We start from the raw sequence: 23834 nt of genomic DNA, 5'->3' as shown, positions 1-23834 counted from the left end.
CGGCCGTCACGGTACGAGTCCTGGACTCTCGAAGACGATCGTAGATCTGTTATCCCGGGATAACAGTGTGTAGGGCAGTGTAGGCGACCAATTTGCGGTTCCCTCGATGCGCCAACGACATCAGGGGGTCTGATGAACGACACGCTCACGCTCTACCAGGAACTCTCCGACCGCCTTCAGCGGTCCCGGGTGCCACGTGCGGTCAGCGAGCTGGTTCTTGCCGCCTTCCGCGGCGAGCAGGTTCTCGATGCCGTGCTGCGGGGTGAGGCCCTTCCGCCGTCGCCCGAGCCGGGTGAGGCGGGCGGTGCCATGCCGCAGGCATTCCTGGAAGAGGTCCGGGTTGCCGGCTTCCGCGGGATCGGCCAGCGGGTCACGGTCGGGCGGCTGCCCAAGACCGGGCTGACCGTGTTCGTGGGCCGCAACGGCTCCGGGAAGTCCAGCATCGCCGAGGCCGTCGAGTACGCGCTGACCGAGGATTCCCTGCGCTGGGCGCAGCGCCCGCCGGCCTTCCGCGAGGGCTGGCGGAACCTGCACCACGACGGCGCATCGGAGATCCGCCTCAGCCTTCGGCTCGACTCCGGCCAGCAGGTGACGACCCACCGGACCTGGCCGGCCGAGGCCACCGATCTGACTTCCGCGACGGTCACCACGACCACCGGCGGCGCCGCGATGCCGCCCGGTCAGGTGCCGCAGTGGATCGGTCAGGCGGCCAGGTACCGGCCGTTCCTGTCCGCCCGCGACCTCGAACGGGTCATCACCGCGAAGCCGGCCGAACTGTACGACGCGATTGCGCCGATCCTCGGCCTGGGCCCGCTACGCGACACCGACGCCCGGCTGCAGCAGCGGCGCAAGGTCTACGACGACCGGGCCAAGGCGCTCAAGGCGGCCTTCACCGAGCTGCGCGAACAGCTCGGCCAGATCGACGACGACCGTGCCCGTGACGCCCTGAGTGCCCTCGGCACGCAGGCCGGCCGGGCGAACCTGACCAGGCTGACCGACCTCGCCCGCAACGACACCGCCGCGTCGGAGGAGCCCGCAGCGGCAGCCGCGCGGCGGCTCGCCGAGCAGGATCTGCCCGACCTCGGTCAGGCACTGATTGCCCTGAACGAGTCCGAGGCGGCGGTGCGGGAGGCGACCGCCACCGACAGTGGCGCCGCCGACCGGAGCGCTCAGCTGCTGCGGGCCGCGCTCGACGTGCACCACGACCGTGGAGACGGCCCTTGCCCTGTGTGCCGCGCCGGCACCCTCGACCACGATTGGCGTACGCAGGCTGAGGAAGAACTCGCCCAGCTGGCCGCAGCCGCCGCGGCGGCACGCGCAGCCCAGCAGGCGTACGCGAACGCCCGCCGCGCGGTCGACGGCCTGATCGGCGACATACGCCGGCTCCTGGAACCAGCCGCCACCGCGCTAGCACCCCACACTCCCATGCAGAGCACGGCGATGCGCGATGCCCTCGCCGTGGTCGGCCACGATCTGGTCGCCTGGGACGGTGTCGTTGCGGCGCACGCTGCCCTCACGGCGGCGGCAGCCGGCTGGCTCGCCCAGCGTCACGACGCCTGGCGCGAGCCCGGCGCCGCGATCCGCCGGTGGGTCGACGCCGCGACCCTGATTCGCGCCGAAGCACCGGCCCTCGCCCTGCTCACCAAGGCCCGTACGGCGCTCGACAACGCCAACAAGGCGATGCGCGCCGAGCGGCTGGGCAGCTTCGCCGCGCAGTCGGACCGGATCTGGCGCAAGCTGCGGCAGGAGAGCAACGTCGAGATGCACCACCTGCGAATGGAAGGAGCGAACAACACCCGCCGAGTCCTGTTCCCCGTCGACGCCGACGGCGTCGAGACCAATGCCCTCGCGGTGATGAGCCAGGGCGAGCTGCACGCCCTCGGCCTGGCGGTCTTCCTGCCCCGCGCGTGCGCCGAGACCAGCCCGTACCGGTTCGTGATCATCGATGACCCGGTGCAGAGCATGGACCCCACCAAGATCGACGGCCTGGCCGAGGTGTTACGTGAGATCGCCCTGACCCGACAGGTCATCGTGTTCACCCACGACGACCGGCTGCCGGAAGCGATCCGCCGGCTCGACATTGAGGCCGACGTCCGGGAGGTCACCCGTCGGGAAGGCTCGATCGTCGAGGTGCGCAAGATCTGCGACCCGGCGGACCGCTACCTCGACGATGCGCGGGCCCTGGTCGCCGCAGAAATCTCGGACGAGGCGAAGTACCTGATGGTCGCTGGGTTCTGCAGATCCGCGATCGAGTCAGTGAGCATGGATCGCTACCGGGCCGCCCAGCATCAGCTCGGCACGCCCTACCAGCAGATCCTGGAAGGACTCAGCCGGGTACACACCGTCAAGGACCGGCTCAGTCTTGGGCTCTTCGGCCGTGTCGTACCCCGTCCGGAGCTTTTCGCGCGTCTCGACCGTGACTACGGCGTGCAGGCCACCCGGACGGTCCAAGCGGTGGCGCAGGCGGTCCACGGCCACCGGAGCATGCCGGTCCGGACGATGGTCACCAACACCGCTACGCTCGTAGGGCGGTTGCGATGACCACGTCCCTGTACCTCGCCACCGCCGACCTGATGCTCAGCAGCGTCATCCGAGGCGCCCGCGGAGCCTGGCCTCGGGCATGCGCCTGGCTGCTGCGCCACGAACTCGAGGCAGCAATGGACCGGTACTGGGCCCGGGTCTGCCCGGAGATCGGACAGACCCGGGTGCAGCGACCGAAGCTGCTGCTACTCGCACACTACGCCGGCCCTGACCTCGGGCGCCGGGCCAGCTACCTGTGGTGGGCGCTGTCCCGCGCCGGCCATCACCACCACTACGAACTCGGCGTTACCGCAGCCGAGCTGACCCGGCTCCGTGCCGAACTCCTCGACATCGTCGCGCTCCTTGACCACTCGGAGGCCCCCCATGCTGAAGCGGGATCACGCCCTGCTGATCCTCGGCGTTGAGGCGCTGGCCATCGTCGGCGTCGTCTACTACCTCGTCACGCTCGACCTCATCAGCCTTGCCTGGTCGGCGTCGATTGCAATCGCCATCCCGGCCTGGCTGCTCGCCGTGAAGGCGCCGACGACGTGCGGCGTGACCACCCAGAGCGGCGGCCAGTGCGGACGGAAGGTCAACGGGGTGATCTTCGGCTGCGGCCGGTCGAACCACACCTGGGCCAAGTTCTTCGCCCGCTTCGGCTGGCGTCGTCAGCCTGACCCGAGTATTCGGCGGAGCCAGCCCACCGAGGCTGCAGAGGGCACCGAGGTGGTGACGGTGAAGATCGCCGAGGACTGGAAGAGCACCGTGGCGTTCTGGCTCGCCCTCACCGCGACGACGTGCGCCCTGGTCAGTGCCACCGTCGATGCCACCAACTTTCTTCGCGCACAGGAGCCGCCGAAGCCGCCGGCCGCCGTCTCCCGCTGACCCTGACTTCCCCCATTGATGCATCGAAGACCAAGTTCCGGCGAGGATCGCCTGCTACGGCCTCTCCCGCGCCACGCAGCACCTGTTCGAGTTGGCCTCCAGCTGCGCCCAAGCCGCGCCCCGGCACTGCAACATCTCGGCCTGCTCGGTGAGCCGACAAGGCACGGCGGTACTCCAGGCACGGAGGTAGAGGTTACTGAGTGGGGTCGTTCCGATGACGTCGGTGTCGGAAATCCGATGCATAGATGAACGTGTCTTGCGCCCTATCCTGGAGGGCTTTGCCTCGGGCCGACGGCCCGGCGGATCAGCACTGGTGTACGTCGACTGACTTGGAGACGAGATGCTGTTGACCCAACCGGATGTGCTCCACCTCGTCCAGCAGGCCGCCGGCCGGTGGGCAGACCAATTGATCGACTTCGGCCCGCGCAACACGCTGCTTTACTTCAAGGAGCGACAGACCACCACCCTCGATCTCGCCGATGCGGCTGCCGGCGCGGTCACCGATCTGCTCCGGGGGAAGAAGGTTCGCCTGCGGACGCTGTTTCCGGACCAGGACCGGCACAACACCGCCTGCAACATTGCTCGCAGCCTCCGCCGGAAGCTGGTCGAGCTGGAGGAGGAGCAGGGCATCCAGGCCGGTTGGGTGACCCGTGGTCTGCTCTGCATGGTCGGTCCGTACACCCGCGGGTCCGTGCCGATGCAGCCGCTGCGGGCGCCGCTGATCCTGCAGCAGTTGGCGTTGGACAGCAGGACGGCGACCGAGAACGACTTCACGCTAGAGCTGTCGGAGTCACCTGAGATCAACCCCGTTCTTCTGTACGCGCTGGAGCGGCAGTACGGCGTGGAGACGGATATCAGCGCCCTCGGCGAGAAGCTGAGCGCGATGTTGTCCGAGATCGCTGACCCGGACCAGCAGCTGAGCAGCGCCTACGAGCTGATCGCTGAGGCAGTCGCTCCCAGCGGCCTGTCCCTCCGGCTCGAGCCCGCGGTGGTTGCCGGCGTCTTCAGCTTCGATAAGCTGCCCATGGTCGAGGACCTGCGCAACTCGGCCGAGCTGCTCGCATCACATCCGGTGATAGGCGCAATGGCGGGCGACCGCGACGCTCGGCAACAGCTGCGCACTGAGCAAGCTCAGGGGTCCAGCTCCAGTGCCGATCGGATTGATCCGGCCAAGGAGTTTCTGGTCCACGACGCGGACTCGTCTCAGCAGTCGGCGATCGACGCGGTGCTGTCCGGCCGGCATGTGGTCATCGAGGGTCCACCCGGCACGGGTAAGAGCCAGACGATCGCGAACATCATTGCGTACATGGCCGCGATGGGCCGCAGCGTGCTGTTCGTCTCCGAGAAGCGGGCTGCCATCGAAGCGGTGATGAACCGCCTTGGCGACGTCGGGCTCGACAACCTGGTGTTCGACCTGCACGACCGCAAGATCAGCAAGCGGCAGGTCGCCCAGCGTATTGCCAACGTCCTCACTCAGGCCGGCGCCGAACCACCCGTCGACACCGACGAATTACATCGCCGCCTGCACAGCCGCCGGGCCGCGGCGAAACGGCACCCGGCCGAGCTACACGAGGCACGGCAACCCTGGGGCGTGAGCGCTTTTCAGGTCATCGAGCAGCTACTCGCGCTTCCGACGTGCGACGTCAGCGGCTACAACCTGCGCGCATCCGAGCTGCGGAACCTCGACCGGGCGAGGCTTGAGTCCGCGCGGGAGGACCTTCGGACGTTCGTGGATCGTGGTGGCCTGAGGATCTGGCGCGGAGAGTCGCCGTGGGCGAAGGCCGCCATCCGCACCCCAGACGATGTCGGAAAGGTGCTGGTGCATCTCGACGGACTCGCGGCCGGTGCCCTGCAGGGCGCACAGCGCCAGATCCGGGACTTGGTCGACCGGGCGGGCTTGGACGTGCCGGACGACCTCGCTGCCTGGACGGATCTGTTCGACCTGATCAGCGAGGTCGACCGCACCATCGCCAGCTACGGCGAGCAGGTCTTCGGCCCGGATCTGGATGACTTCGTCTACGCGACAGCGCCAGGGCGATCCCGGCCGCGCCGGCCGGAGCCGCTCGGGATCTTCCGTCGGTTCCAACTGCGCCGCGAGCTGCGGCGGACCTGTCCGGCCGCTCCCCGGAAGCGATCCGAGATGTACCAGGGCCTGGTCGCCGCGGTGGACCAGCGTGAGCGGTGGCGGAAGCTCAGCCGTCAGGACAGCGCACCCACTGCTCTGGCGGGCGCCGACCTGTGCATGTCGTCCTTCACGCAGGTGCGTAACCACCTCGCCGCGGTGGCGACATGTGCCCGGATCGACGGCCTCGAGCGCGGACCGACCACCACCGCCGCCAACACCCTCGCCGAGTTGAACGCCGACCGCGAGACGTTGTTCCTGATGCCCGACCTGAACAAACAGCAGCAACTCTTCCGCTCGTTGGGACTGAGCCACATGCTCGATGACCTGGCCAACCGACAGGTCTCGAGCGACGAGGCAGCCGACACCTTGTTGCGATCCTGGTTGCAGGTGGTCCTCGACGAGATGCGCATGCGGGTCCCGTACCTCGGTCAGTTCGTCGGGCAGCAGCATGCCGCAGTAGTCCAGGACTTCCGCGCCGCGGACAGCCGGCACATCGAGATGGCCGCTCGGCACGTGCGCCGCAACGTGGCAGTGAACCTGCGGAAGGTCCGAGACGCCCATCCCGACCAGAACGGCCTCGTCCGGCGGGAGGCGGCCAAGAAGAGCCGGCACCTATCTCTTCGGAAGCTGCTCAGCAGCGCACCGGAGGTGCTCCTCGCCGCGTTCCCGTGCTGGGCCATGTCACCCCTCGTGGTCAGCCGCATCCTGCCGCCCGAGCGGTCGTTCGACGTGGTGATCTTTGACGAGGCGAGCCAGATCGAGCCGCACGACGCCGTCGCCTCGATCATGCGTGGCACCCAACTCGTCGTGGCCGGCGACCCGAAACAGCTCCCACCCACGCCGTTCTTCCGGCGCCTCGTTCAGCAGAGCCCCGCCGGCGAGGACGATGATCTCGGCGACGAGAGCCTCGATGACTACGAGTCCGTTCTTGACGTCCTCGGTGGCCTGATCTCGGACCGGTACCGCTTGACCTGGCACTACCGCAGCCGAGACGAGCGCCTGATCGCGTTCTCGAACGTCGAGATCTACAACCGGTCCCTCGTCACGTTCCCTGGCGTGCAGGTCGACAGTCCGCTGCGCTTGGAGACGGTGGACGGCCGTGTCGCCCCCGGTCAGAGCGGCTCATCAACGGAGGAGGTCAACCGGGCGGTTGAGCTGATTCTCGAGCATGCTGAGCAGCGACCGCACGAGAGCCTCGGCGTCATCACCATGGGCCAGAAGCACGCCCTGCGGATCGAGGCGACCCTGCGCAGCCGACGCCGCGAGCATCAGCACCTCGACGACTACTTCTCCCAGGACCAGGCCGCGAGCCAGCGGTTCTTCATCAAGAGCCTGGAAAACGTCCAGGGCGACGAGCGGGACGCCATCATCCTGAGCATCGGCTACGCCAAGACCAGAGACGGTCGACTTCCGCTGCGCTTCGGACCGCTCAACCAGGAGGGCGGTGAGCGGCGCCTCAACGTCGCGGTCACCCGAGCGCGGAGCCGGATGACCGTGGTGAGCGCCTTCTCCCACCACGACATGGACCCGAACCAGACCGCAGCGACACGGAACCGCGGACCCGAACTGCTCCGTCGCTACCTGGAGTTCGTCGACCTCGGCGGCGACCTCGGCGCGCGGCAGCACACCGGGGTCGAGCTCAACGGCCTCGAACGCAGCGTCCTGAAGGCTCTCCAGCAGCAGGGCATCAACGCCGTGCCCCAGTGGGGCGTCTCCGGCTACCGCATCGACCTGGCCCTCGCCCACCCAGACCAGCCCGGCCGCATGGTCCTCGCTGTGGAGACCGACGGTCACTCGTACCACCAGGCGCACAGCGCCCGGGACCGGGACCGGCTGCGCCAGCAGCACCTCGAGCGACTGGGGTGGGAGTTCCACCGGATCTGGTCGACCGACTGGTACGTGGATCCGGCGGGCCAGACAGCCCGGCTCGTGGCCCGCTGGAAGCAGGCGGTCGACCGCGCCGATCATGCCGCGAGGAGCTACCCCGTACCGGCGGCACGGCGGCCCGTTCAGCCACCGTCCCCGCCAGCGTCCCGCCGTGGCCCGCGGCCCGACGTGCCGATCGGTCTGCGGATCACCGACTACACCCGGGAACAGCTGGTACAGATCTGCACCTGGTTGGTGAGCGACCAGCTCCAGCGTGATCGAGATGAGCGTCTCCAGGAGGCCATGAACGAGCTCGGCTTCCGTAAGCGGGGCTCAATCATTCTTCAGCGCCTGACCGAAGCACTCGACATCGCGCAGCAGCGCGCCGACCGAGAGGTGTCCTGATGGTTGCTCTCGACCTGCTCACTCTGGAACGTGTCGCTCGCCTGATCTGCGACGTCGATGGTCCCTACGAGCGGACCGGTACGCAGGTCGAGCGGTTCCTGCACCGGGTACGTTGGCCCGGCGATCCGCAGTACGACGGCTCTCCGCGGATCCCCTGGCTGACAGAAGTACTCAGTTCCCATGGCGACGATGCCGCCGCACTCGACCGGCTGCTCTGTCGCATCGGTGATCCGCTGGAGTACGACGGCGGCGTCGAGGCCGCCGAGCCGATCGCACAGGAGCTGAACCGAATCCTGGCTCCCGAGCAGCTCACTATCACCTACGTCGGCGGGCGCCCCGTGCTCGGTCAGCTCAGCCAGAACGGTGACGTCCCCCTGTACGGGCCGCCGCCGGACCTCCACGAGCGGGTGCGACGACTATCCGGGGACAGTAAGGCGGTCGAAATCCTCATGGCGCGCGCCGACGAGGCGTCGATCTGTCAGAACAACGGGGCCTATGCGCTGGCGATTATCGGCATCGGTAGCTTCGTAGAGGGGCTGCTGCACGTCGTGGTAACTGATCGCGACGAAACGGTGCGAAGGAGTGGACTGGTCGGCCGGAACGGCCGACGGGTTCCGGCCGAACGCGCGGGCCTTCATCTCCTACTCGAGTACGCGCATCGGCAGAAGTGGATCCAGACCGACGCTAAGGACTTCATGGAGAAGGTCCGGGACTACCGCAATTTTGTCCACCCCCGGCACCAGATCGAGTACGGGCTCGTGCCCGACCTGGACACCGTCCGGATGTGTTGGGCCCCTGTGCATGCCCTCCTCAATGACCTGGAATCCGCACCCTGATCCCGGGTCCTTCACCCCCTCTGACCAGCAGCAAGCGATTTGACTCACTCCTTGTCCAGATGGTGGCCACGGCCCCCGCCGCTACTCCCACATCTAGCTGCGGATGCAGCGTGGGAGTAGCGGGCGGAGGCAGTCGCCACATCGAGCGAGTACGGCAACGCGTTCGGCTGAGCCCCTCGCCGGGAACCCCTCGGGACGGCACAAATGCTCGGATTCAGGTCGGTCTTCACGACCCGTGACAAAAGAAACTATCTGCTACCGCTGGTGCGGGAACAACTGGACCGGTGGATCGCGGACCCCAAGGGCTGGGATGCGTCTGCGCTTCGGGAGAACCGGTGGACGACCATCGGCGACAGTGTCCGGGCCCTGCTGCTGCAGCACGAAGGGCAGGACGGGTCGGCGTCGATTCGCGTGCGGATTGTCGAGACGAAGCCGGACGGTCGGTGGATCACCCAGCTGACCGCACATATGCCCAACGCGAAGGAGCGTGCGGCATGGGCCTGGATCGACATCGAGTCTCCTGACTCCGACAGCGAGGACTCGCGCAGCCGCCCCCGCCGAGCCGGCACCCCGCGCTTTGTCGCACCGATTCTCGATGTTATCGATGCCTGGGATGGTGCCGCTCGTTTGACGACGCGGCCGATGATCATCCGCGGTGACGAGGTTGACGAGGTGTACCAAGCGTTGCTCGACACGGAACGGCGGGGCGTCGTCTTCGTCGCTGGCGGCGACGATTCGTTGCCGCTGGGCCCGTGGGTGGACCTGATTGCAAAGTTGACCCGGTTCACCAAGGGGATGGCCTCGTGCTACGTGCTCGACGGTGAGGCCACGCGGCTGCTGAACGACCGGGTCGGCCATACCCACGCTGTCTTGCCTGGTCGGCTACGTTCCTATCGCTCGCAAGTCCAGCCCGACTCGGCCGTCGACGGGCTGCGGCACAGAGTGCTGGGCACCGAGCGGATCCTCGACGACGGCGAGCATGACCGGCTCGCCCGGGTCCTTGCCTCCAACGCTCAACTCCAGGCTCTCGAACAGCCCTTGCAAGCATCGGTGGCGCGGGTGCACCGGATGCTGGAACGCATCGCCGACGACATGCTGGTGAATCGCCTCAGCGATGCCGGTCTCAAACCGGCATCGCTGGTTCCGTCGCAGCCCCGAGCGACGGCCCTTGAGACCCGGAGGAGTGAACCTCGCCAGGACAACATCGGTGCGCAGCAGAGCATGCTGCTCGACTACCTGAAGATGAAGGTAGGCCTCGACGATCTAACCGTTGACGGGGTCGACGAGATCGCGCACTGGGTCGAAACCGGCAGAGCATCCCAGGAGGCTCAGGAGGATATCGCGTCTCGACTGGCACAACTTCAGACCGAACTCGATGAGATGCAGACGGCATACCGAGACGTCATCCGGCAATTGGAGGACGAGCAACTCGAAAACCGGGAAGCAGTTGATCTCCTCACTCGGTCGGAGGAGACCGTACGGACGCTACGTCACCGGCTGGCCTCAACGGGCCAGGCAGATGTGGCCTGGACGACTCAGCCATCGGAGGAGGACGTCTCCCGACCGGACAGCTTCGGCGAGTTGCTCCGATGGCTGCCGAAGCTCGTGCACGTCGAGTTCACCGGCGACCCTGACCATGCCGCGGACCTCGACAGCAAAGACACCCTCGGTTCCTGGGCCTCCAAGGCGTGGGATGCGTTGCTGGTGCTTCAGGACTATGCGACTGCCAAAGCAGACGGACGCTGGGATCGTGACGTGCACGGCTTCCTTGAGCACACCCCGGACGGCTGCCACGAGTGGCCAACCCGACGCCACGCCCGCGACGAGAGCGAGGAAGTGCGCACTAACCCGGCCTTCTGGAGGAGGCGCGTTCTGCCCGTGCCAACCACCGTCGATCCGACTGGTAAGACATTCATGGGAGCCCACTTCAAGATCGCTCAGTTCGCGATGATCAGTCCTCGGATGCACTACTACGACGACACGGCGCAGAGCGGCCGCATCTATGTCGGTTACATCGGCCGGCACCTGCCGACCGGGCAGACCAACTGACGGCAGTGGCGGCGGCCCGGTTTCGATCAGAGGTAGCACTATCGGGCGACCGACCGCCGGATCAGCTCGTCGGTGTCCTCGTCAGCTGCCGCCGCCCACTTCTCGCCGTCACCGAACGGCTGGTAGGCCAACTTCGCCGGCCGGCCCCGGTGCCCCTGGGTAACACCGTCGACGACGGAGATCTGCCACTCGCCCCGGGCCTTACCGGGCCGGGCCGTCATCCATGGGCCGATCGGGATCCACGTGTCAGTGCCGGGCCGGTACAGGCCGACTGAGTTTTCCACGAGAGACGTGCTGCTGATCAATTCGGCACTGGGCAGCACCGGACCGGTGCCGGTCACCCGGAACGAGGAAACCGCGTACCGTTTTCCATCAAATCGAAGGGACTGGGCGATCATCACGGTGCGGTCCACGATGTGACGCAGAGCTGTGGCGAACTGCTCCAACAGCGGGTCGACCTCGCCCAGCATGCGGGCCACCTCGTCGTTGGGGCGCTCCGAGCGGTGACTGACCACGTTGCGACCGGTCTTTACGACGGCGAGCGCGTCCAAGTCGAGACTACGGATGACCTGCCCCGCATACGAGTCCTGCGCCAACCGCGAGCCGAGCGCCCTCAGCAGCTCAACCCACTTGCCTAGCATCATGTGGGGCGCCAGCACCGGCCGGGGCACCCGCGCGCCCGGGTGGCCGTCCAGGAGTTCGCCGAGCCCGACCGCGCCGACGAACCGGAGGGCGTCCTCCAACGCCGCATGGCCGGCCCGCACCCGCAGGTTGGCCACCGTCTCCGACTCGTAACGCTGCAGGCCGAGCGCCACCGGCAGTGGCAGATGCTGCAGATCGCTACGGCTTTGCCGGCGTAGATCGGCCAAGGCCTCCTCGACAACGGTGGCGAGTTTCTCGGCCGCATCCGCCTTGGTCACATACCTGAAGGCGCCCGCGTTGAGGGCCTCGATCGCCTGGTCGAAGCTCCCCTCGCCGGAGAGCACCACCACCGGCACCCGGTGGCCCTCCTCCCGCATGCGCCTCAGCAGCCACAACCCGCCCCAGGGTTCGGGTGGCATCTGCAGATCGGTGACCACGACGTCGTAGTGCCCGGTGCCGAGCCTGGTAAGGGCGTTCTCGCCGTCGTAGGCGATCTCGACTCGGGCGGCGATCGGCTCGAGGTGCCCGGCCATCGTCCGGGCGACGTTCTCCTGGTCATCCACGAGCAACACCCTGACCATGCGGCGGGGACCCACCACCGCCCGCGGCATCGGAACTGGTCCCCGGTCGGACGCGTCGGGACCCGTCACCTCCTCGCGTGGCAGGTCGATGATCCAGCGTTGGCCGTCTGCCGCGGGGTCGTCGGAGATCATGGCGCCCAGTCGGCGCAGGTCCATGCGGACCAGCCACAACCCCATGCCCGAGCCGTGCTCCTTGGTGGTGGTCACCGTCTCGTCCCGCCAGAACATCTCGCGGATCTCGTCGGGCAGCCCCGGGCCGTCGTCGTGCACGACGACGAATACGTGACCCGGCTCGGTGTACCAGTCGACGATGATCCGGCCGCCATCCGGCATCGCCTCGACGGCGTTCTTGACGAGGTTGTCCAGAACCCCTCGCAGCAGCGACGGCGAGAGGGCGATCTCACACTGGCCGGACTCCGCGGGCGCGATCAGGCGTATGTTCGCCCTGTCCCTGAGCTCCAGGACCTTGGCGGCGCAGTACTCATCGAGCCAGCGACCGAACTCCACCGTCTCCTCGTCGGCAGCCGCCAACGCTCGGTTGGTGCGGTCCAGGTGATCGGCCAGATGGACGGCCGCCTCGTGGTGCCGGGCGACATCGGCGAGCCGGTGGAAGCGGGTCACCCGGTCTCCGGCCAGCGCCGCCTTCTGCGCGACGTCCTCCATGCCGATCAACTCGTTCTTGAGCCGGTGCAGGACGTTCGCCAAGATCTCGACGCCGTCTTGGTCCTGGGAGCCGTGAACCGCGAGCTTGCCGGCCGCCGTGAAGGACCGGTCGGCAGTGTCGGGGGCGTAGGTGGCGCTTAGCGTCTGCGTGTCCGGTCTGGCGAAGACCCCGAGGCCCGGCGCCATCTCGGCGAGCAGGTCGATCAGAGTGCGGACCCGGTCGGCCGCGTCCGGGGCCGTGGTGGCGCTTTCCACCCGGACCCCGTGGGAAAGCCGCCGGATCCGGACCGTACCGGCGGACCTGTCAGGGAACTCTCGGAGCAGTTCACCGATGGCGGCTGCGTCGACCGCGGAGAGGAGTGACGCAGATTCAGGGCCCCACACCGGCCAGGAGCCGGCAAGCTCGTCCACCGTCTTCCGCTCCCGGGCGGCGCCAGCCCGTAGCGCGCTGGCCACCGCCAGGAGGCGGTCCCACTGGGGTGCCTTCCGAACCACGACGTTGCCTTCCGGGTCGAGGTTTCGCACCCAGGCCGCCAGGTCCCGCAACGCCTGCTCCAGCTTCGGCCGCGGCCGTGCCTTCACAGCGTTGCCGTAGGCGGTCACCAGATGGTCGAAGGCCTCGTCGTCCAGGGGGCCGGTCAGCGAGTCAACCTCCTCCGCCCAGGTGAGGAAGTCGGTGAGGTCGCCGTCCGAGGCGGCCAGCAGTCCCAGCCCCAGAACCCCGTCCTCTATGCAGCGCCGGAGATCACGGCCGCGCAGCACCGGCAGGCGTCGGGCCAGGCATAGCAGGAGCAGCATGCTCTCCTCCCGTTCCCCGTCTGTCCCGACGGTGGCCGGAAGATCCGGTCCAAGGGTGAAGAGTCGGTACAAGCGCTGTGCGGCCAGCCGGGTGGTCTCTTTCTTCCCCGGCGTCGGAGGGCCGGTCCGAACGAGTTCGAGCTCGCCGATACGGACGGTGAGGGTCGCGCTGAACCGGGAATCGTGCGCCGGGCCGGCGGACGTATAGGTGGAGGAGGTCTCGCCGCCGAAGGTGGCACAGAGGCGCTGCAGCCGACTCAGCTCGTCGAGTCCCTGAGCAAGAGTCTCCCAGAGTATCCAACCTCGCAGCGTCTCCGGCAGGCCCGCTTCCCCGAAGCGCCAGGCGACCGAGACGATCGCCTGAAAGACCTCAGCCTTCATCCGGGGCTTGCACTCCGCCTCACCATGACCGCGGAGCACCGCCGATTCCGGCACGAGCCGGTCAAACATGTCGACGTAACAGCGCTCCGGCAGCGAATGGATCGCGCCGTCCTCAGGCCCGGGCTTGAGCGTGCGGCGTAGCAGGTCGCGGGTGAACTCCGCAGCCGACACCGCCCTAATGACGTAGGACCCGTGGTTTGCCAAAAGCTCGTAGTCGTTCTGCCGGGCCTGACGGACCAACGACTGGTTCTCGTAGGCCCATGACCTATGGGTGAGTGCTTGCTGCAGGAAGGCCCGGCGTTCCCGAGTGATCCGGAGCCTGGTGGCCAGTTCTGCGACCGTGCGTTCCCAAAGACCCCGCCCCGGTGGGTAGTGAGGGGGCTCCTCGGTGAGCCGCGAGACCGAGCGCCCGCCGAGGCGCGCGATGACGTCGCCGTAGAGGCCCGTGTTGCGCAGGTAGTCCTGGACCGCCAGATCCTTCGCGCTGGTTTTTCTCGAGGACTCACCGCGCCCCCGCCGGCCTCGGCCGTCGACGAATTCAAAAATGAAGCTTCGATGATGATCCGGGCCCTCCTGATAGTCCTGAACCGTGAGCTGCTCAACCGGCACGGAGCGGGTCAGCTCACCCCACCAGTTGACGCCGTCCATGAGCACCTGCGGGAGTTCCTGCTCGTAGACGTCCGCCACCAGCCGCTTGACAGTGGTGTAGCCGTCAAGGAGCACCACCACACCGAGAACCTGGTGCATGACGTCCTCGGCCAGACGCGACGTGCTCCGCCGGTTCGGCTCCTCGCCTTTGCCCAGGTTCATCGACTCGACGACGGTCAGATTGCCAGCGACCCGCTGGGCGACCCGCCCGGGCATGTGGGCGATGACCTGGTTCTGCCTGCTGACCTTGGCTGGACGAGTGTGCTCCACGACGAGGTCGGCTACCGCGAGCGCCAGATGGGCGGCGCCCACCTTGCCCAGTGCCGCCAGCGCGGAAACCGAGATCGGCGACCGGCTGAACTCGTACAGGAAAGTGGAGTGACAGGCCGCTAGCCGCAACCAGCGCTCCCGCAGCGGGTCGTCGCCGACTCGCCAGCCTCGCTTGGCGAGTTCGGCGACAAGCGAGTCACTGAGCGGCACATCATCCGATGCCAGGGCCGGATCGGGAAGGGAGGCGAGGGCGGGTCGGGACATACCGGCGGTGTCCTCCAGGTAGCGCAAAGGTCGGGCAACTCTAACCCTGGGACCTTGCACAAGGGACGGTCAACAGTGGTTTCCGGCCCGTCGTGCCCGCCAGCAAGCCAGTCCGCCCTATACCAGCGCACCCGCTCGACATCGACGCTGCCCATGACCCGGGCACGTTGTAACGTCGTCCCGGTCGAGGTCACCGAAACGAACACGGGCCTCGGTCACGAAGGCAGCGCCGTCGTGGAGCACGTCAGCCAGGTCCGCCCGGTGGTGCGGAGGCTGACCTGGGCAATGGACAGCAAAGAGCGGAACAAGTCGCGGCGGCTGCCGAGGCCGTCGGCAGCGATTCCGCCCGTCTGGCAGTCATACACCAGGTCGCGCCAGGCCGCCACCGCCACCGCTGGCTTCGTGAGCCGGGTCAGCAGCTTCTCTACCGTCGCCTTGGGCGCAGGCGCCCCCGCCAACCACCCGCTCACCGCGTCGTCGACTTTCCCCATTGCAAGACGATGGCGATGAGCCGTTGGGACTGATCGTTCACGTCAACGAGGTCTTGGCCCAATTCAGTCGGCAGAGGCGGGCCGCACCTGGCGACGGCGAGCCGGAGGTCCTTCATCGCCGGCTGCTATCGCCCGCCGCCGAACGGCCCGGTGATCCAGCTTCGAACCTCCGGAAGGGCAAGCGGCAGTGCTACAGCGCGGCTCGACCCCACGACTGGTCATCAGAACGGGTCCACCAGCCAACTGCGTCGTGCGGCTTATCAATCCAACACGGCGTACAACAGAAGGCTGGCTCGGAAGAAAACACAGAGGAGGTATCTCAACGTCCGCAAGCCGAGTCCTCAGGCGTCACGGCGGGCACAGCTTAAATCCGCGCCCGGTTGTAGGCGTTCCACCCGAGCTGCTTACAGCAGGCCGAGCGACGCTGGCGCATCTGCCGGTCTGGCTGGTACCCATAATTGTCATTCTGGGCGCCCTGCCGCCTGCCGCCCGCCCGTCCGCCCGGGAGGCTGTTCGCTGTCCCGCAGGTGACGCGGACTCGGCTGCAGGCACGCTGACGCGCCCACCGCAGAGCAGACGAGGCCGTTGATCGAGTCGTCAAGTCGGTTTATGCGGCTGCGGCCGCCAGAGGTACGGGCCTGCGAGATTCCCGCCGGAGTGGGGACGCCAGTGGCTGCGCGGGTGAGGTGGTGAACCAGCCGCGAAACGCCGACGACCTGGGTGCGGCCACGGCGGCGTGTCCATGCGCTCGCTGGGTCGGGGCCGGGGTAGCGGTTGGCCGCGCTGGGCGGGCCAGGCCCATGGCTCGGCGGGCGGTGCGGGCGGCGTCGCACATGCCGCGCTGGTTGACGCACTGCAGGTTGTGGCAGTCGCCGCGGTTGTCGGGCTGGTGCGCGCCGATCACATCAAGGGCGAGCCGCCACAGGAGCGGGTCGGTCACATCATCGGGCATCACAGCGAGCAGGCTGAGGCGTTCACGAGGCATGGCGGAGTCCTCTCGTCGATGGGTTATGTCGTCTGCAGCTGCGAGGCGGACGGACAACGGACACGATCGACGCTCGTCTTTGACGGAAGGTCAAGTCGTCTCGCTTGAGCGGCTAGCCCGGGCTGGCGGCGTAGAGGTACGCGTGGCAAAAGAACCCACTGGTCGTTCATGCAAGGAGGGGCCGTGGCTGCGGTTCGGGCAGTCCCTCGATCGCCGACGGCATGGTCCGGTGGCGCTTGCCGCCGAAACGCCGCGCGGGCTGGTACGGCAGAGGGCTTGTCAGGCTGGCGACGCCCCACGCCGACGCGTCGCTCCCGCCGTCGGTGGCGCTTGTGCGGGCCACAGCCTGATCTGACATCGGCCTGTCGTCCGCGCCGCCGGGTGCCTGGCAGGTCGTGCGTCTGCCGATGGGACGTCCGGTGATCACCCAGGCCCGCCCCCGGGAGACGGCCGTAGCCGAGGTCGGCACCGGTGGCGTTTCGTAGTGTTCAGGCGGGTGATGGCGGCGGTTGTCGGTGGGAGGGTGAGCGGTGGCGCGTACCTGGCTGTCCGTCCGGGTCGAGTTGGTCTCCGGTCGCGGCGTCGACCTGTGGCCTCGGCCGGGCAGGGTCTTCGCGGCGAGCCGGTCGCATACCTTCGCCCAGCTCGCTGACGCGATCGACCTGGCGTTCGCCCGCTGGGACCTGGCCCACATGCACATGTTCACGCTGGCCGACCAAACCCAGATCACGCCGCATGAGCTGTGGGACGGCGAGGCACCCGAGGGCAGCATCGACAGCGACCGAACCAAGCTGAGTCGCCTGGGTGGCGGCGAGCAGTTCGCGTACGTGTTCGACTTCGGTGACGACTGGGCGCACCTATGCACGGTCGCCGAGTCCCGCATCGACCCGCTGGAGACGCTCGGCGGTCTGCCCAGCGAGCCGATGCCCTACTTCGGGTGGGGTGACCTGCCCGATCAGTACGGGCGGCGTTGGGACGGCGACGACGGCGAGGCACCGCCGCCGAAACCGCCGCGGCGACCGCTTGCTGAACTTCCACCGCTGCTGCCGTGGTGGGGACCCCGCCAACGCGGACAGTAGCGGTCCCGAAGTCGTCGGACGGCACGCACCGTCGCGGGTTCACCTGTCCGCGCGCACGGGGCGAATGCCGGGCGACGGGGCTTTTGATCAACGAGATGAACGGCGGGAAGAGGTAAGGGCAGCCTGTTCGCCGGCCAGGCTCTGATAGCCTGCCCCGGCCCGGGGCGCCCGGCGACAGGCGGTTGTCCAGGTCCGAGTGAGGAGCGTGAGGCCGGCCTGTCCGCTCTGCGGACGGGCGCTCGGGCACGTGATCGGCGACGGGCAGGACCCCCGATGGCGCGCCGGGCCGTTCCTGGTGCCCGGGGCAGCTTCGGGCACCAGTGGTGCGGGCAACCTCCGTAGCGTTGCTGTCCGCGCCGAAGACGGATGGGTCAACTCTCCTGAGGATCTGCGCTGCGGGCCCGATCGGCATTGGACTGCATTCCCGCGGGTGGTTCATCCGTGACTTCAGGTAGCGGGCGCCGAAGGCGGCCAGTCATCCAGACCAACGTCGACGGCGTCCACGTTCGGCAAGCGGTGGGCCACCGCACCGACGGAGGTGGATGCATTGGTCACCTCATCGCGACTGGAAGGATCACCAAGTTCCTGATGAGGGCTCCGGGTCCGACCGTGGCAGCGTGGTGGCGAGGGCGGCAACCGGCCGACCGGCCACGAGGGCGGGTGGGCGAGGCGACGCGGTCAACGCCGAGCTGCGGGCGGGCAGGGAGTTTGTTGCTGATCATCTAAGAGTGGGTGGTCTTCGACCATTGCTCTGGCGCGACGGAAAGTCAACGCCTTGCGCCAGTCACCTTCACGGCGGCGTCTGGCGAACGTCGCCGTCATGGCGGCCGCGCCCGCCGCCGGTTGAAATCGGGCCGGTCCACTGGGACGTTCAGCCTGATCATTGGCCGCCATGAGGGACGATCTTGAGCCCGCCGCCATGGAACGTCGGCAGGCTCCCTGGGGGAGTAGCAGAAGGAGACTCCCTGCTGTGCAGGGAGTCTGGAATTGTCACCGCCGGTGACGCGGGACGGTCACCGGCAGTGTGCTGCGCTGACAGCCGCATCCGGCGCTGGACGAGGCTGCGATGGTCGTGAGCGGTGGTGAAGGCGCGGTGAAACCCCAGGGGAAGACGTCACGGAAGACCCAAAACGAGCGGGCGGCGCGCCTCATCGAGGCGGCCACAGGCCCCAGGCCGCAGGCACCGGCGAACAACGCACCACGCCCCTACTGCTCCCATGTGTAAACCGTCATTTGTGTGCTCTGGCGAACGCCTGCGGAACTCACAACCACTCACAGCGCTTCGTTCGCACCGGGCGGGCCAGCGGCCAGGCGGATCCTCGGTCGGCGTTCTGAGCAGGGGCTACGAGAACGAGTGGCCCACGCACCCGGGTGAACGACGGGGAATCTGGGGGACGTTCAGGCCGCCGGCGCTCCCAGCGACTCACACCGGCTCACAGGCGCTCACAGTCGGCTTGGGCGGGTGGCGACGAGGCTGGCAGGCCCCGGAGGTGGCAGCGGCGCCCGCGGGCCCACGCCGGATCTCGATCATGATGGCTCTGCCGCGCTCGCCGGGGCACGGTGTCGGCGTTTTGCCCTTACGCCGGACGTCATTCTGCGGCGGCAGGACACGCCCGCCCCGAGGCGCAACCGGACGCGTGTCACGCCACCCGCGATGTCAACGAGGCTTGTCGATGGACACGGCGTGACCGCACGGCGGACGCTGGCCATGGCCGAGATGCCGCGAGGGACGGCGACACCGGCCGCGTATCCGGACAGGCGCGTGACAACAACCATTGTCCATTCGTCGATGTCAATTGATACCGAAGTGCGCCGACGTGGCTTCAAGATGGCCACGCCACCCGCGTCTGCGACGCCGCCCGCCAGCGGCCACGGCGCTGGCCAGCACGCTCCGACCGGCGTCCGGGACGCTGACCACGTCATCGATGTAAGTCGTTGACAGAATGTCCGACAGGGGCACTGAGCAGGGCTGGGACACTCTCGCGGGCACGTGCCACGGGCACCCGGCGCCGTGGGCTGGCCACATCTACGCCTTCGCGCCGACGCTGGCCATACCAGCGCGACACCAACCGCGGCCACGCGGACAGCCACGTCAACGACCCAGCCCATGGCCGCGTCCACCGTGGCGCCGACGTGTCCGACGGCCACGGTGTCCCCCCACCAAGCCGAGCGCCATCAGCAGGCTGTCGCTGTCATGGACGGACTGAGATGTCCGCGCCACGGTGACATTCCCGTGGCCACGGTGTCGAACGGCGCGAACCGTGACACCCACCCCTCTCATCGACCGCCGCCACTGTCGCAGCGGCCGGCACCGGCTCCGGCGGTCAGCCACCGGGCGCGGGCGTGTACCCCGGCGACGCGGCCGATAGGCAGCCCTGTGAGTCGCTGTGAGCGGCTGTGAGTGGGACAGGCGTTCGCCAGAGCACACAAACGCGGGTTTAAGGATGTCAGCGCACGGCATGCGCGGCGCGGAGCCGACATCCAGATCAGCGAGCACCGCCTGCACCACCACTATCCTCTCCACCCGCCGGCCTGTACCACTCCGGCCCAACCCGGACCGACCCGATCGCGGGCGATCTGTCGGCACCGGTCACCCGTGTGGCGCGCCGATGCCCGACCGGCGTCCGCTGCGGTGCCGGATTGGCCTGCCGCGTCACCGTCACCGCCCACTCCCATCCCGGCGAATGTTCCCCTTGCCTGTCTCGATCATCGGAAGGACCACGTCGCGATGACCACCCCTCACCACCACTCCAGCCACGTACCTCCTGCCCGCCCGTCTGGGGACGGCTCAGACGACACATGGACCACGGAGCGGATTCGCGCCCTGGGTCCGGTCACCGACCTGACCACCGCAGCGCGGATCTTCGGGCTGTCCCGGTCGGTCGCCTACGACCTGGCCAAGCGCGGCCAGTTCCCGGTCGCGGTGCTGCGTTTCGGCAGCCGCTACCGGGTGCCGGTCGCGGCCATCCTCCACGCCCTGCACCTACCGCCCGGCGACGACCCCGGGCACTCGACCGAACCACCCGACGGCGACTTGATTCCGGGCGGAAGGCACGCGTGGATCACCCCGTACCGAATCCACAGCCACCGGCTGCCGCCCCCGACCGAAGGGAACACCTGATCATGGCGGAAGGATCCGTCTTCAAACGCTGCTCCTGCCGCGACAGCGACGGCCGTAAACTCGGCAATCGCTGCCCCCAGCTACGCCGTTCGGGCGGGGCGTGGAGCCCCACCCACGGCCGGTGGGCCTACCAACTCGAACTACCCACCCACCCCGGCCGACCGCGCCGGCAACTGCGCCGCAGCACCTTCGACACCCGCGACGCCGCCACCACCGACCGCGACCACGCCAAAGCCCTACTCGCTCTCGCCTGCGACGACGCGGCTGTCGCGGCAGAGATCGCCGACATGCTCCTCGCCGTCACCTGCGGCGCCCCGCTACCAGACCGCGACACCATCGCCCGGCGAGTCCGGGCCGGGCTGCCCGCCACCGTCACCACGACCGTCGGCGAATACCTGCACTCGTGGCTGGCGTCCCGCCGCAACCTACGCAGCATCCAACCCAACACCCTGCTGGCCTACGAGTCACACATCCGCACCCACCTGGTCCCGCACCTCGGCGCCATCCCTCTGGTGAAACTGCGGGTGGAACACATCGAGGCGATGTTCACCGCCATCGCCGACCGCAACACCGCCATCGAGATCGCTCGACAAAGCGACAAGCCCTGGATCCGCGCCACCGTCCGCGGCCAGCGCACCACCAGCCCCGCCAGCATGCACCGCATCCGAGCCACCCTGCGCAAGGCACTCAACGACGCCATCCGCCGCGGCAACAACCGGCTCATCGACTTCAACCCCGCAGCCCACATCGAACTGCCCTCCGGAGCACGCCCCAAAGCCCGGGTGTGGACCGTCAACGCCGTACAACGCTGGCGCGACACCGGTGAGCGGCCCAGCCCCGTCATGGTGTGGACCCCGCAGCAGGCCGGCGCGTTCCTCGACCACGCCGAGGAGCACGACATCGCCCTCTACCCACTGTTCACGCTGATCCTGCACCGGGGCCTGCGCCGCGGTGAGGCCGTCGGACTCACCGACACCGCCGTCGACCTCGACAACTCACTGATCAGCGTCACCCAACAGATCGCCACCCACGGCTACACACCCGTGATCAAGAAGGTCAAGTCCGAGTCCGGCAACCGGATCATGGCCCTGGCCAGCGTCACCCATACCGTCCTGCGCGCCCACCACACCCGCCGCGCCCAGTGGAAACTCGCCTGCGGCGCCGCATGGCCCGACACCGGACTGTTCTTCGTCCAACCCGACGGGCGGCCCTGGCACCCCAACACCGTCACCGACCGATTCGAAGCCCTCGTCCGCGACGCCGGACTACCCCCGATCCGGCTGCACGACCTCCGGCACTGCGCCGCCACCTACCTCAAAGCCGCCGGCGCCGACCTCAAAGACATCCAGGAACTCCTCGGCCACTCCTCCATCGCCATGACCGACGTCTACACCTCCGTCATCGCCGAACTCGACGTCGAACGCGCCAAAGCCGAAGCCGCCGCCAAACTCCTCCCCCGCCGCCGACCCCGCCCAGCCGCGTAGGCGACAACGCCCACCACGTCGCGGCTGCCAGCCGAAGAGCAGCCGCCCCGACGTACCAACCACAAACCCAGGCCCGCTCCGCGGTGGGTGGGTCGGCGGCAGACAGGATGGCAGCAGCAGGGGGAAAGCGGCGGGTGGCCGAGGCGCATAAGGGTCAGCGCCAGCTAGCGATCTGAGGAGTACGGCACCGCACTGAAACGATACGGCCGGTCTGAGGATCGATGACGAATTCGACGCTCCGCCTCATGGCTGTCTGAGTAGCCGCCTGATCTGGTTGCGCCGCAGGAGACCCGCAAACCGACACTGGGTCAACCCGCAAGGGTCCCGCCGGCTCGCCCGTGAGGCACGTTAGGCCCAGCGCCACGCCGACGGCAATGACAAACCGAGGTTGCACGTGTCGCTGAGGCGGCGAGCTGCGCGGCGGCGCATCCAAATCAATAACCGACATACAGCACGGTAGCGTTCGGGATGGCCTGAAAACCATCTTCCGATCCGAACCGGCCTGGCAGTAGGGCCCTCTGCCCTGCTCGTGAACGCGAGCCAAGGCTGTCAACCCGTTGACGCAGTCGGCTCCCGAATGCCCAGGCGATCGCCAAGCCGGCGGGAACCTGGGCTTATAGGCCCGTGGATACCCGGGCAGGTCAGCTCAGAAGCGGAGTTACAGCGCCTGATGACCGGGTGGCGTGGCGCCCTGGCCGAGAGTAACCGTCCTGGCCTGCAAGCCAGAGTGACGCAGGAACTTGTCCACCAGCCTGGCCGGTCCGCCGATGCAGGTCCAGTCGTCATCCCAAAGCGTCGAAACCAGCCACGAACGGTCTGTGGGGAACATCAAGTTAGGCAAGGCGCCCTTCCAGAACGACCAGTCGCCGTTCTGGCGCCAGGTGGCAGCCTGCTCAGGCCCGGCCTCAACCAGCACGTAGTGCCAGCCCGTATACAAGGTGACTTTGGGCGCGTCGGGGAAGACGACGTCGTCGGCGCCGGTGTCGAGATACCCCAACCACCACGGCTGGCTCGCCGACTGCTCGCCGAGCAGTGCGAGCACGGCCCGGTCATGTTCGTCCTGTCCCTCGCCTCCATAGGGCAGGACGACCGTGGCGTACGCCTCGAAAACCGGCGGGATGGCGGCGGTGATAGTCCGGCCCACGGACGTGCCATCGGCGATCCACCCGACCTCAGCGCTCGTTCCGATGCGCCACATGCTTCCGTCTCTGGACCTCGTGACCATACCGCCAGGCTAAAAGGCCCGCAGAGCCTCGCGCAGCGACGCGAAGCGCCCTTGACCTTGGAGGGGCGGCCCCGCACACTCCGCGCCGCATCCCACCAAGGCCGGCGTTGACTCGTCCTACGGCGCGGCGGTCCCACGGCCGCCGCGCCCGACCGGGCGGCGGCTCGTGCTGCTGCGGACTCAGTACAGACTGGCAGCGTTGGCCCGAATCGTGCCGCGGTTCGTCCGGGTCTCCGACATCGAGGCTGGCCAGGGGTTTCCGTGGTGGGCCGCCTGGGACTCGAACCCAGAACCTAAGGATTAAAAGTCCTCAGCTCTGCCATTGAGCTAACGGCCCGCAGGCCCACAGGTTACCCGACGCGTGCAGGCCTGGCGTGCGCGCTCGCTCGCGTATCTGGATCTTCGCGGATACGTCGTGGGCGGGGTCAGGTGTCCTGCTCGTGGTGGTGGCCTTGGGCTGCGGGGTTGAAGTCGATGAGCCGGTTGTTGCCGCGGCGGATGGCGTCGTTGAGTGCC

General features: G+C 68.1%; 12 protein-coding genes and 1 tRNA gene. 9 read left to right on the top strand and 4 right to left on the bottom strand.

The annotated features are described in order from the left end of the window. Positions 1-132 precede the first annotated feature (132 nt). The 6 genes from ACSNOB_RS10955 to ACSNOB_RS10930 all read left to right on the top strand — a co-directional run bounded on the left by ACSNOB_RS10955 (position 133) and on the right by ACSNOB_RS10930 (position 10686). Entirely contained in the window at positions 133-2541 is a 2409-nt protein-coding gene (locus ACSNOB_RS10955; RefSeq protein ID WP_436686540.1) for an AAA family ATPase, read from the top strand. Continuing rightward, positions 2538-2945 carry a hypothetical protein gene (locus ACSNOB_RS10950; RefSeq protein ID WP_436686539.1) on the top strand — a complete coding sequence of 136 codons (408 nt, stop codon included), beginning with the start codon at positions 2538-2540 and terminating at the stop codon, positions 2943-2945. The genes ACSNOB_RS10955 and ACSNOB_RS10950 overlap by 4 nt, the downstream gene beginning before the upstream one ends. Further along, positions 2905-3405, top strand: coding sequence for a hypothetical protein (locus tag ACSNOB_RS10945; RefSeq protein WP_436686537.1), 501 nt, complete (start codon positions 2905-2907; stop codon positions 3403-3405). The genes ACSNOB_RS10950 and ACSNOB_RS10945 overlap by 41 nt, the downstream gene beginning before the upstream one ends. Before the next feature lie 346 nt (positions 3406-3751). After that, the gene (locus tag ACSNOB_RS10940) at positions 3752-7801 is read left to right on the top strand and encodes an AAA domain-containing protein (RefSeq protein ID WP_436686535.1); all 4050 of its coding nucleotides are present in this window, start codon (positions 3752-3754) and stop codon (positions 7799-7801) included. Continuing rightward, positions 7801-8637 carry a hypothetical protein gene (locus ACSNOB_RS10935; RefSeq protein ID WP_436686533.1) on the top strand — a complete coding sequence of 279 codons (837 nt, stop codon included), beginning with the start codon at positions 7801-7803 and terminating at the stop codon, positions 8635-8637. Before ACSNOB_RS10940 ends, ACSNOB_RS10935 begins: the two co-directional genes overlap by 1 nt. Positions 8638-8841: 204 nt before the next feature. Beyond that, positions 8842-10686, top strand: coding sequence for a hypothetical protein (locus ACSNOB_RS10930; protein WP_436686531.1), 1845 nt, complete (start codon positions 8842-8844; stop codon positions 10684-10686). Positions 10687-10724: 38 nt separating this feature from the next. On the opposite strand, the gene ACSNOB_RS10925 is transcribed toward ACSNOB_RS10930, so the two are convergent. Next, on the bottom strand, positions 10725-14960 hold the full coding sequence (locus tag ACSNOB_RS10925; protein WP_436686529.1) for a response regulator: 4236 nt from the start codon (positions 14958-14960) through the stop codon (positions 10725-10727). 188 nt (positions 14961-15148) lie between these two features. Beyond that, the gene (locus tag ACSNOB_RS10920; protein ID WP_436686527.1) at positions 15149-15424 is read right to left on the bottom strand and encodes a hypothetical protein; all 276 of its coding nucleotides are present in this window, start codon (positions 15422-15424) and stop codon (positions 15149-15151) included. 1515 nt (positions 15425-16939) lie between these two features. On the opposite strand from ACSNOB_RS10920, the gene ACSNOB_RS10915 reads away from it, so the two are divergent. The 3 genes from ACSNOB_RS10915 to ACSNOB_RS10905 all read left to right on the top strand — a co-directional run bounded on the left by ACSNOB_RS10915 (position 16940) and on the right by ACSNOB_RS10905 (position 22093). Continuing rightward, complete coding sequence (locus ACSNOB_RS10915; RefSeq protein WP_436686526.1) at positions 16940-17488, top strand: IS1096 element passenger TnpR family protein; 549 nt, start codon at positions 16940-16942, stop codon at positions 17486-17488. Between the two features lie 2728 nt (positions 17489-20216). Next, the gene (locus ACSNOB_RS10910; RefSeq protein ID WP_436686525.1) at positions 20217-20609 is read left to right on the top strand and encodes a helix-turn-helix domain-containing protein; all 393 of its coding nucleotides are present in this window, start codon (positions 20217-20219) and stop codon (positions 20607-20609) included. A 2-nt stretch (positions 20610-20611) separates the two neighbouring features. Next, on the top strand, positions 20612-22093 hold the full coding sequence (locus ACSNOB_RS10905; protein WP_436686524.1) for a tyrosine-type recombinase/integrase: 1482 nt from the start codon (positions 20612-20614) through the stop codon (positions 22091-22093). Positions 22094-22751: 658 nt separating this feature from the next. Here ACSNOB_RS10905 and ACSNOB_RS10900 read toward each other — a convergent pair. Both ACSNOB_RS10900 and ACSNOB_RS10895 read right to left on the bottom strand, forming a co-directional pair. Then, entirely contained in the window at positions 22752-23291 is a 540-nt protein-coding gene (locus ACSNOB_RS10900) for a hypothetical protein (RefSeq protein ID WP_436686523.1), read from the bottom strand. Positions 23292-23580: 289 nt separating this feature from the next. Then, a tRNA-Lys gene (locus ACSNOB_RS10895) sits at positions 23581-23655 on the bottom strand. Positions 23656-23834: the final 179 nt, after the last annotated feature.

This window comes from Micromonospora sp. URMC 106, assembly GCF_051386395.1.
Classification (GTDB): Bacteria; Actinomycetota; Actinomycetes; order Mycobacteriales; family Micromonosporaceae; genus Micromonospora.
This window is presented reverse-complemented; position numbering and strand designations above follow the sequence as displayed.

Bases quoted from the DNA above. Each gene is read 5' to 3' on its own strand.
- ACSNOB_RS10955 (WP_436686540.1), top strand. From the start codon at position 133: ATGAACGACACGCTCACGCTCTACCAGGAACTCTCCGACCGCCTTCAG.
- ACSNOB_RS10950 (WP_436686539.1), top strand. From the start codon at position 2,538: ATGACCACGTCCCTGTACCTCGCCACCGCCGACCTGATGCTCAGCAGC.
- ACSNOB_RS10945 (WP_436686537.1), top strand. From the start codon at position 2,905: ATGCTGAAGCGGGATCACGCCCTGCTGATCCTCGGCGTTGAGGCGCTG.
- ACSNOB_RS10935 (WP_436686533.1), top strand. From the start codon at position 7,801: ATGGTTGCTCTCGACCTGCTCACTCTGGAACGTGTCGCTCGCCTGATC.
- ACSNOB_RS10930 (WP_436686531.1), top strand. From the start codon at position 8,842: ATGCTCGGATTCAGGTCGGTCTTCACGACCCGTGACAAAAGAAACTAT.
- ACSNOB_RS10920 (WP_436686527.1), bottom strand. From the start codon at position 15,424: ATGGGGAAAGTCGACGACGCGGTGAGCGGGTGGTTGGCGGGGGCGCCT.
- ACSNOB_RS10910 (WP_436686525.1), top strand. From the start codon at position 20,217: ATGACCACCCCTCACCACCACTCCAGCCACGTACCTCCTGCCCGCCCG.
- ACSNOB_RS10905 (WP_436686524.1), top strand. From the start codon at position 20,612: ATGGCGGAAGGATCCGTCTTCAAACGCTGCTCCTGCCGCGACAGCGAC.
- ACSNOB_RS10900 (WP_436686523.1), bottom strand. From the start codon at position 23,291: ATGTGGCGCATCGGAACGAGCGCTGAGGTCGGGTGGATCGCCGATGGC.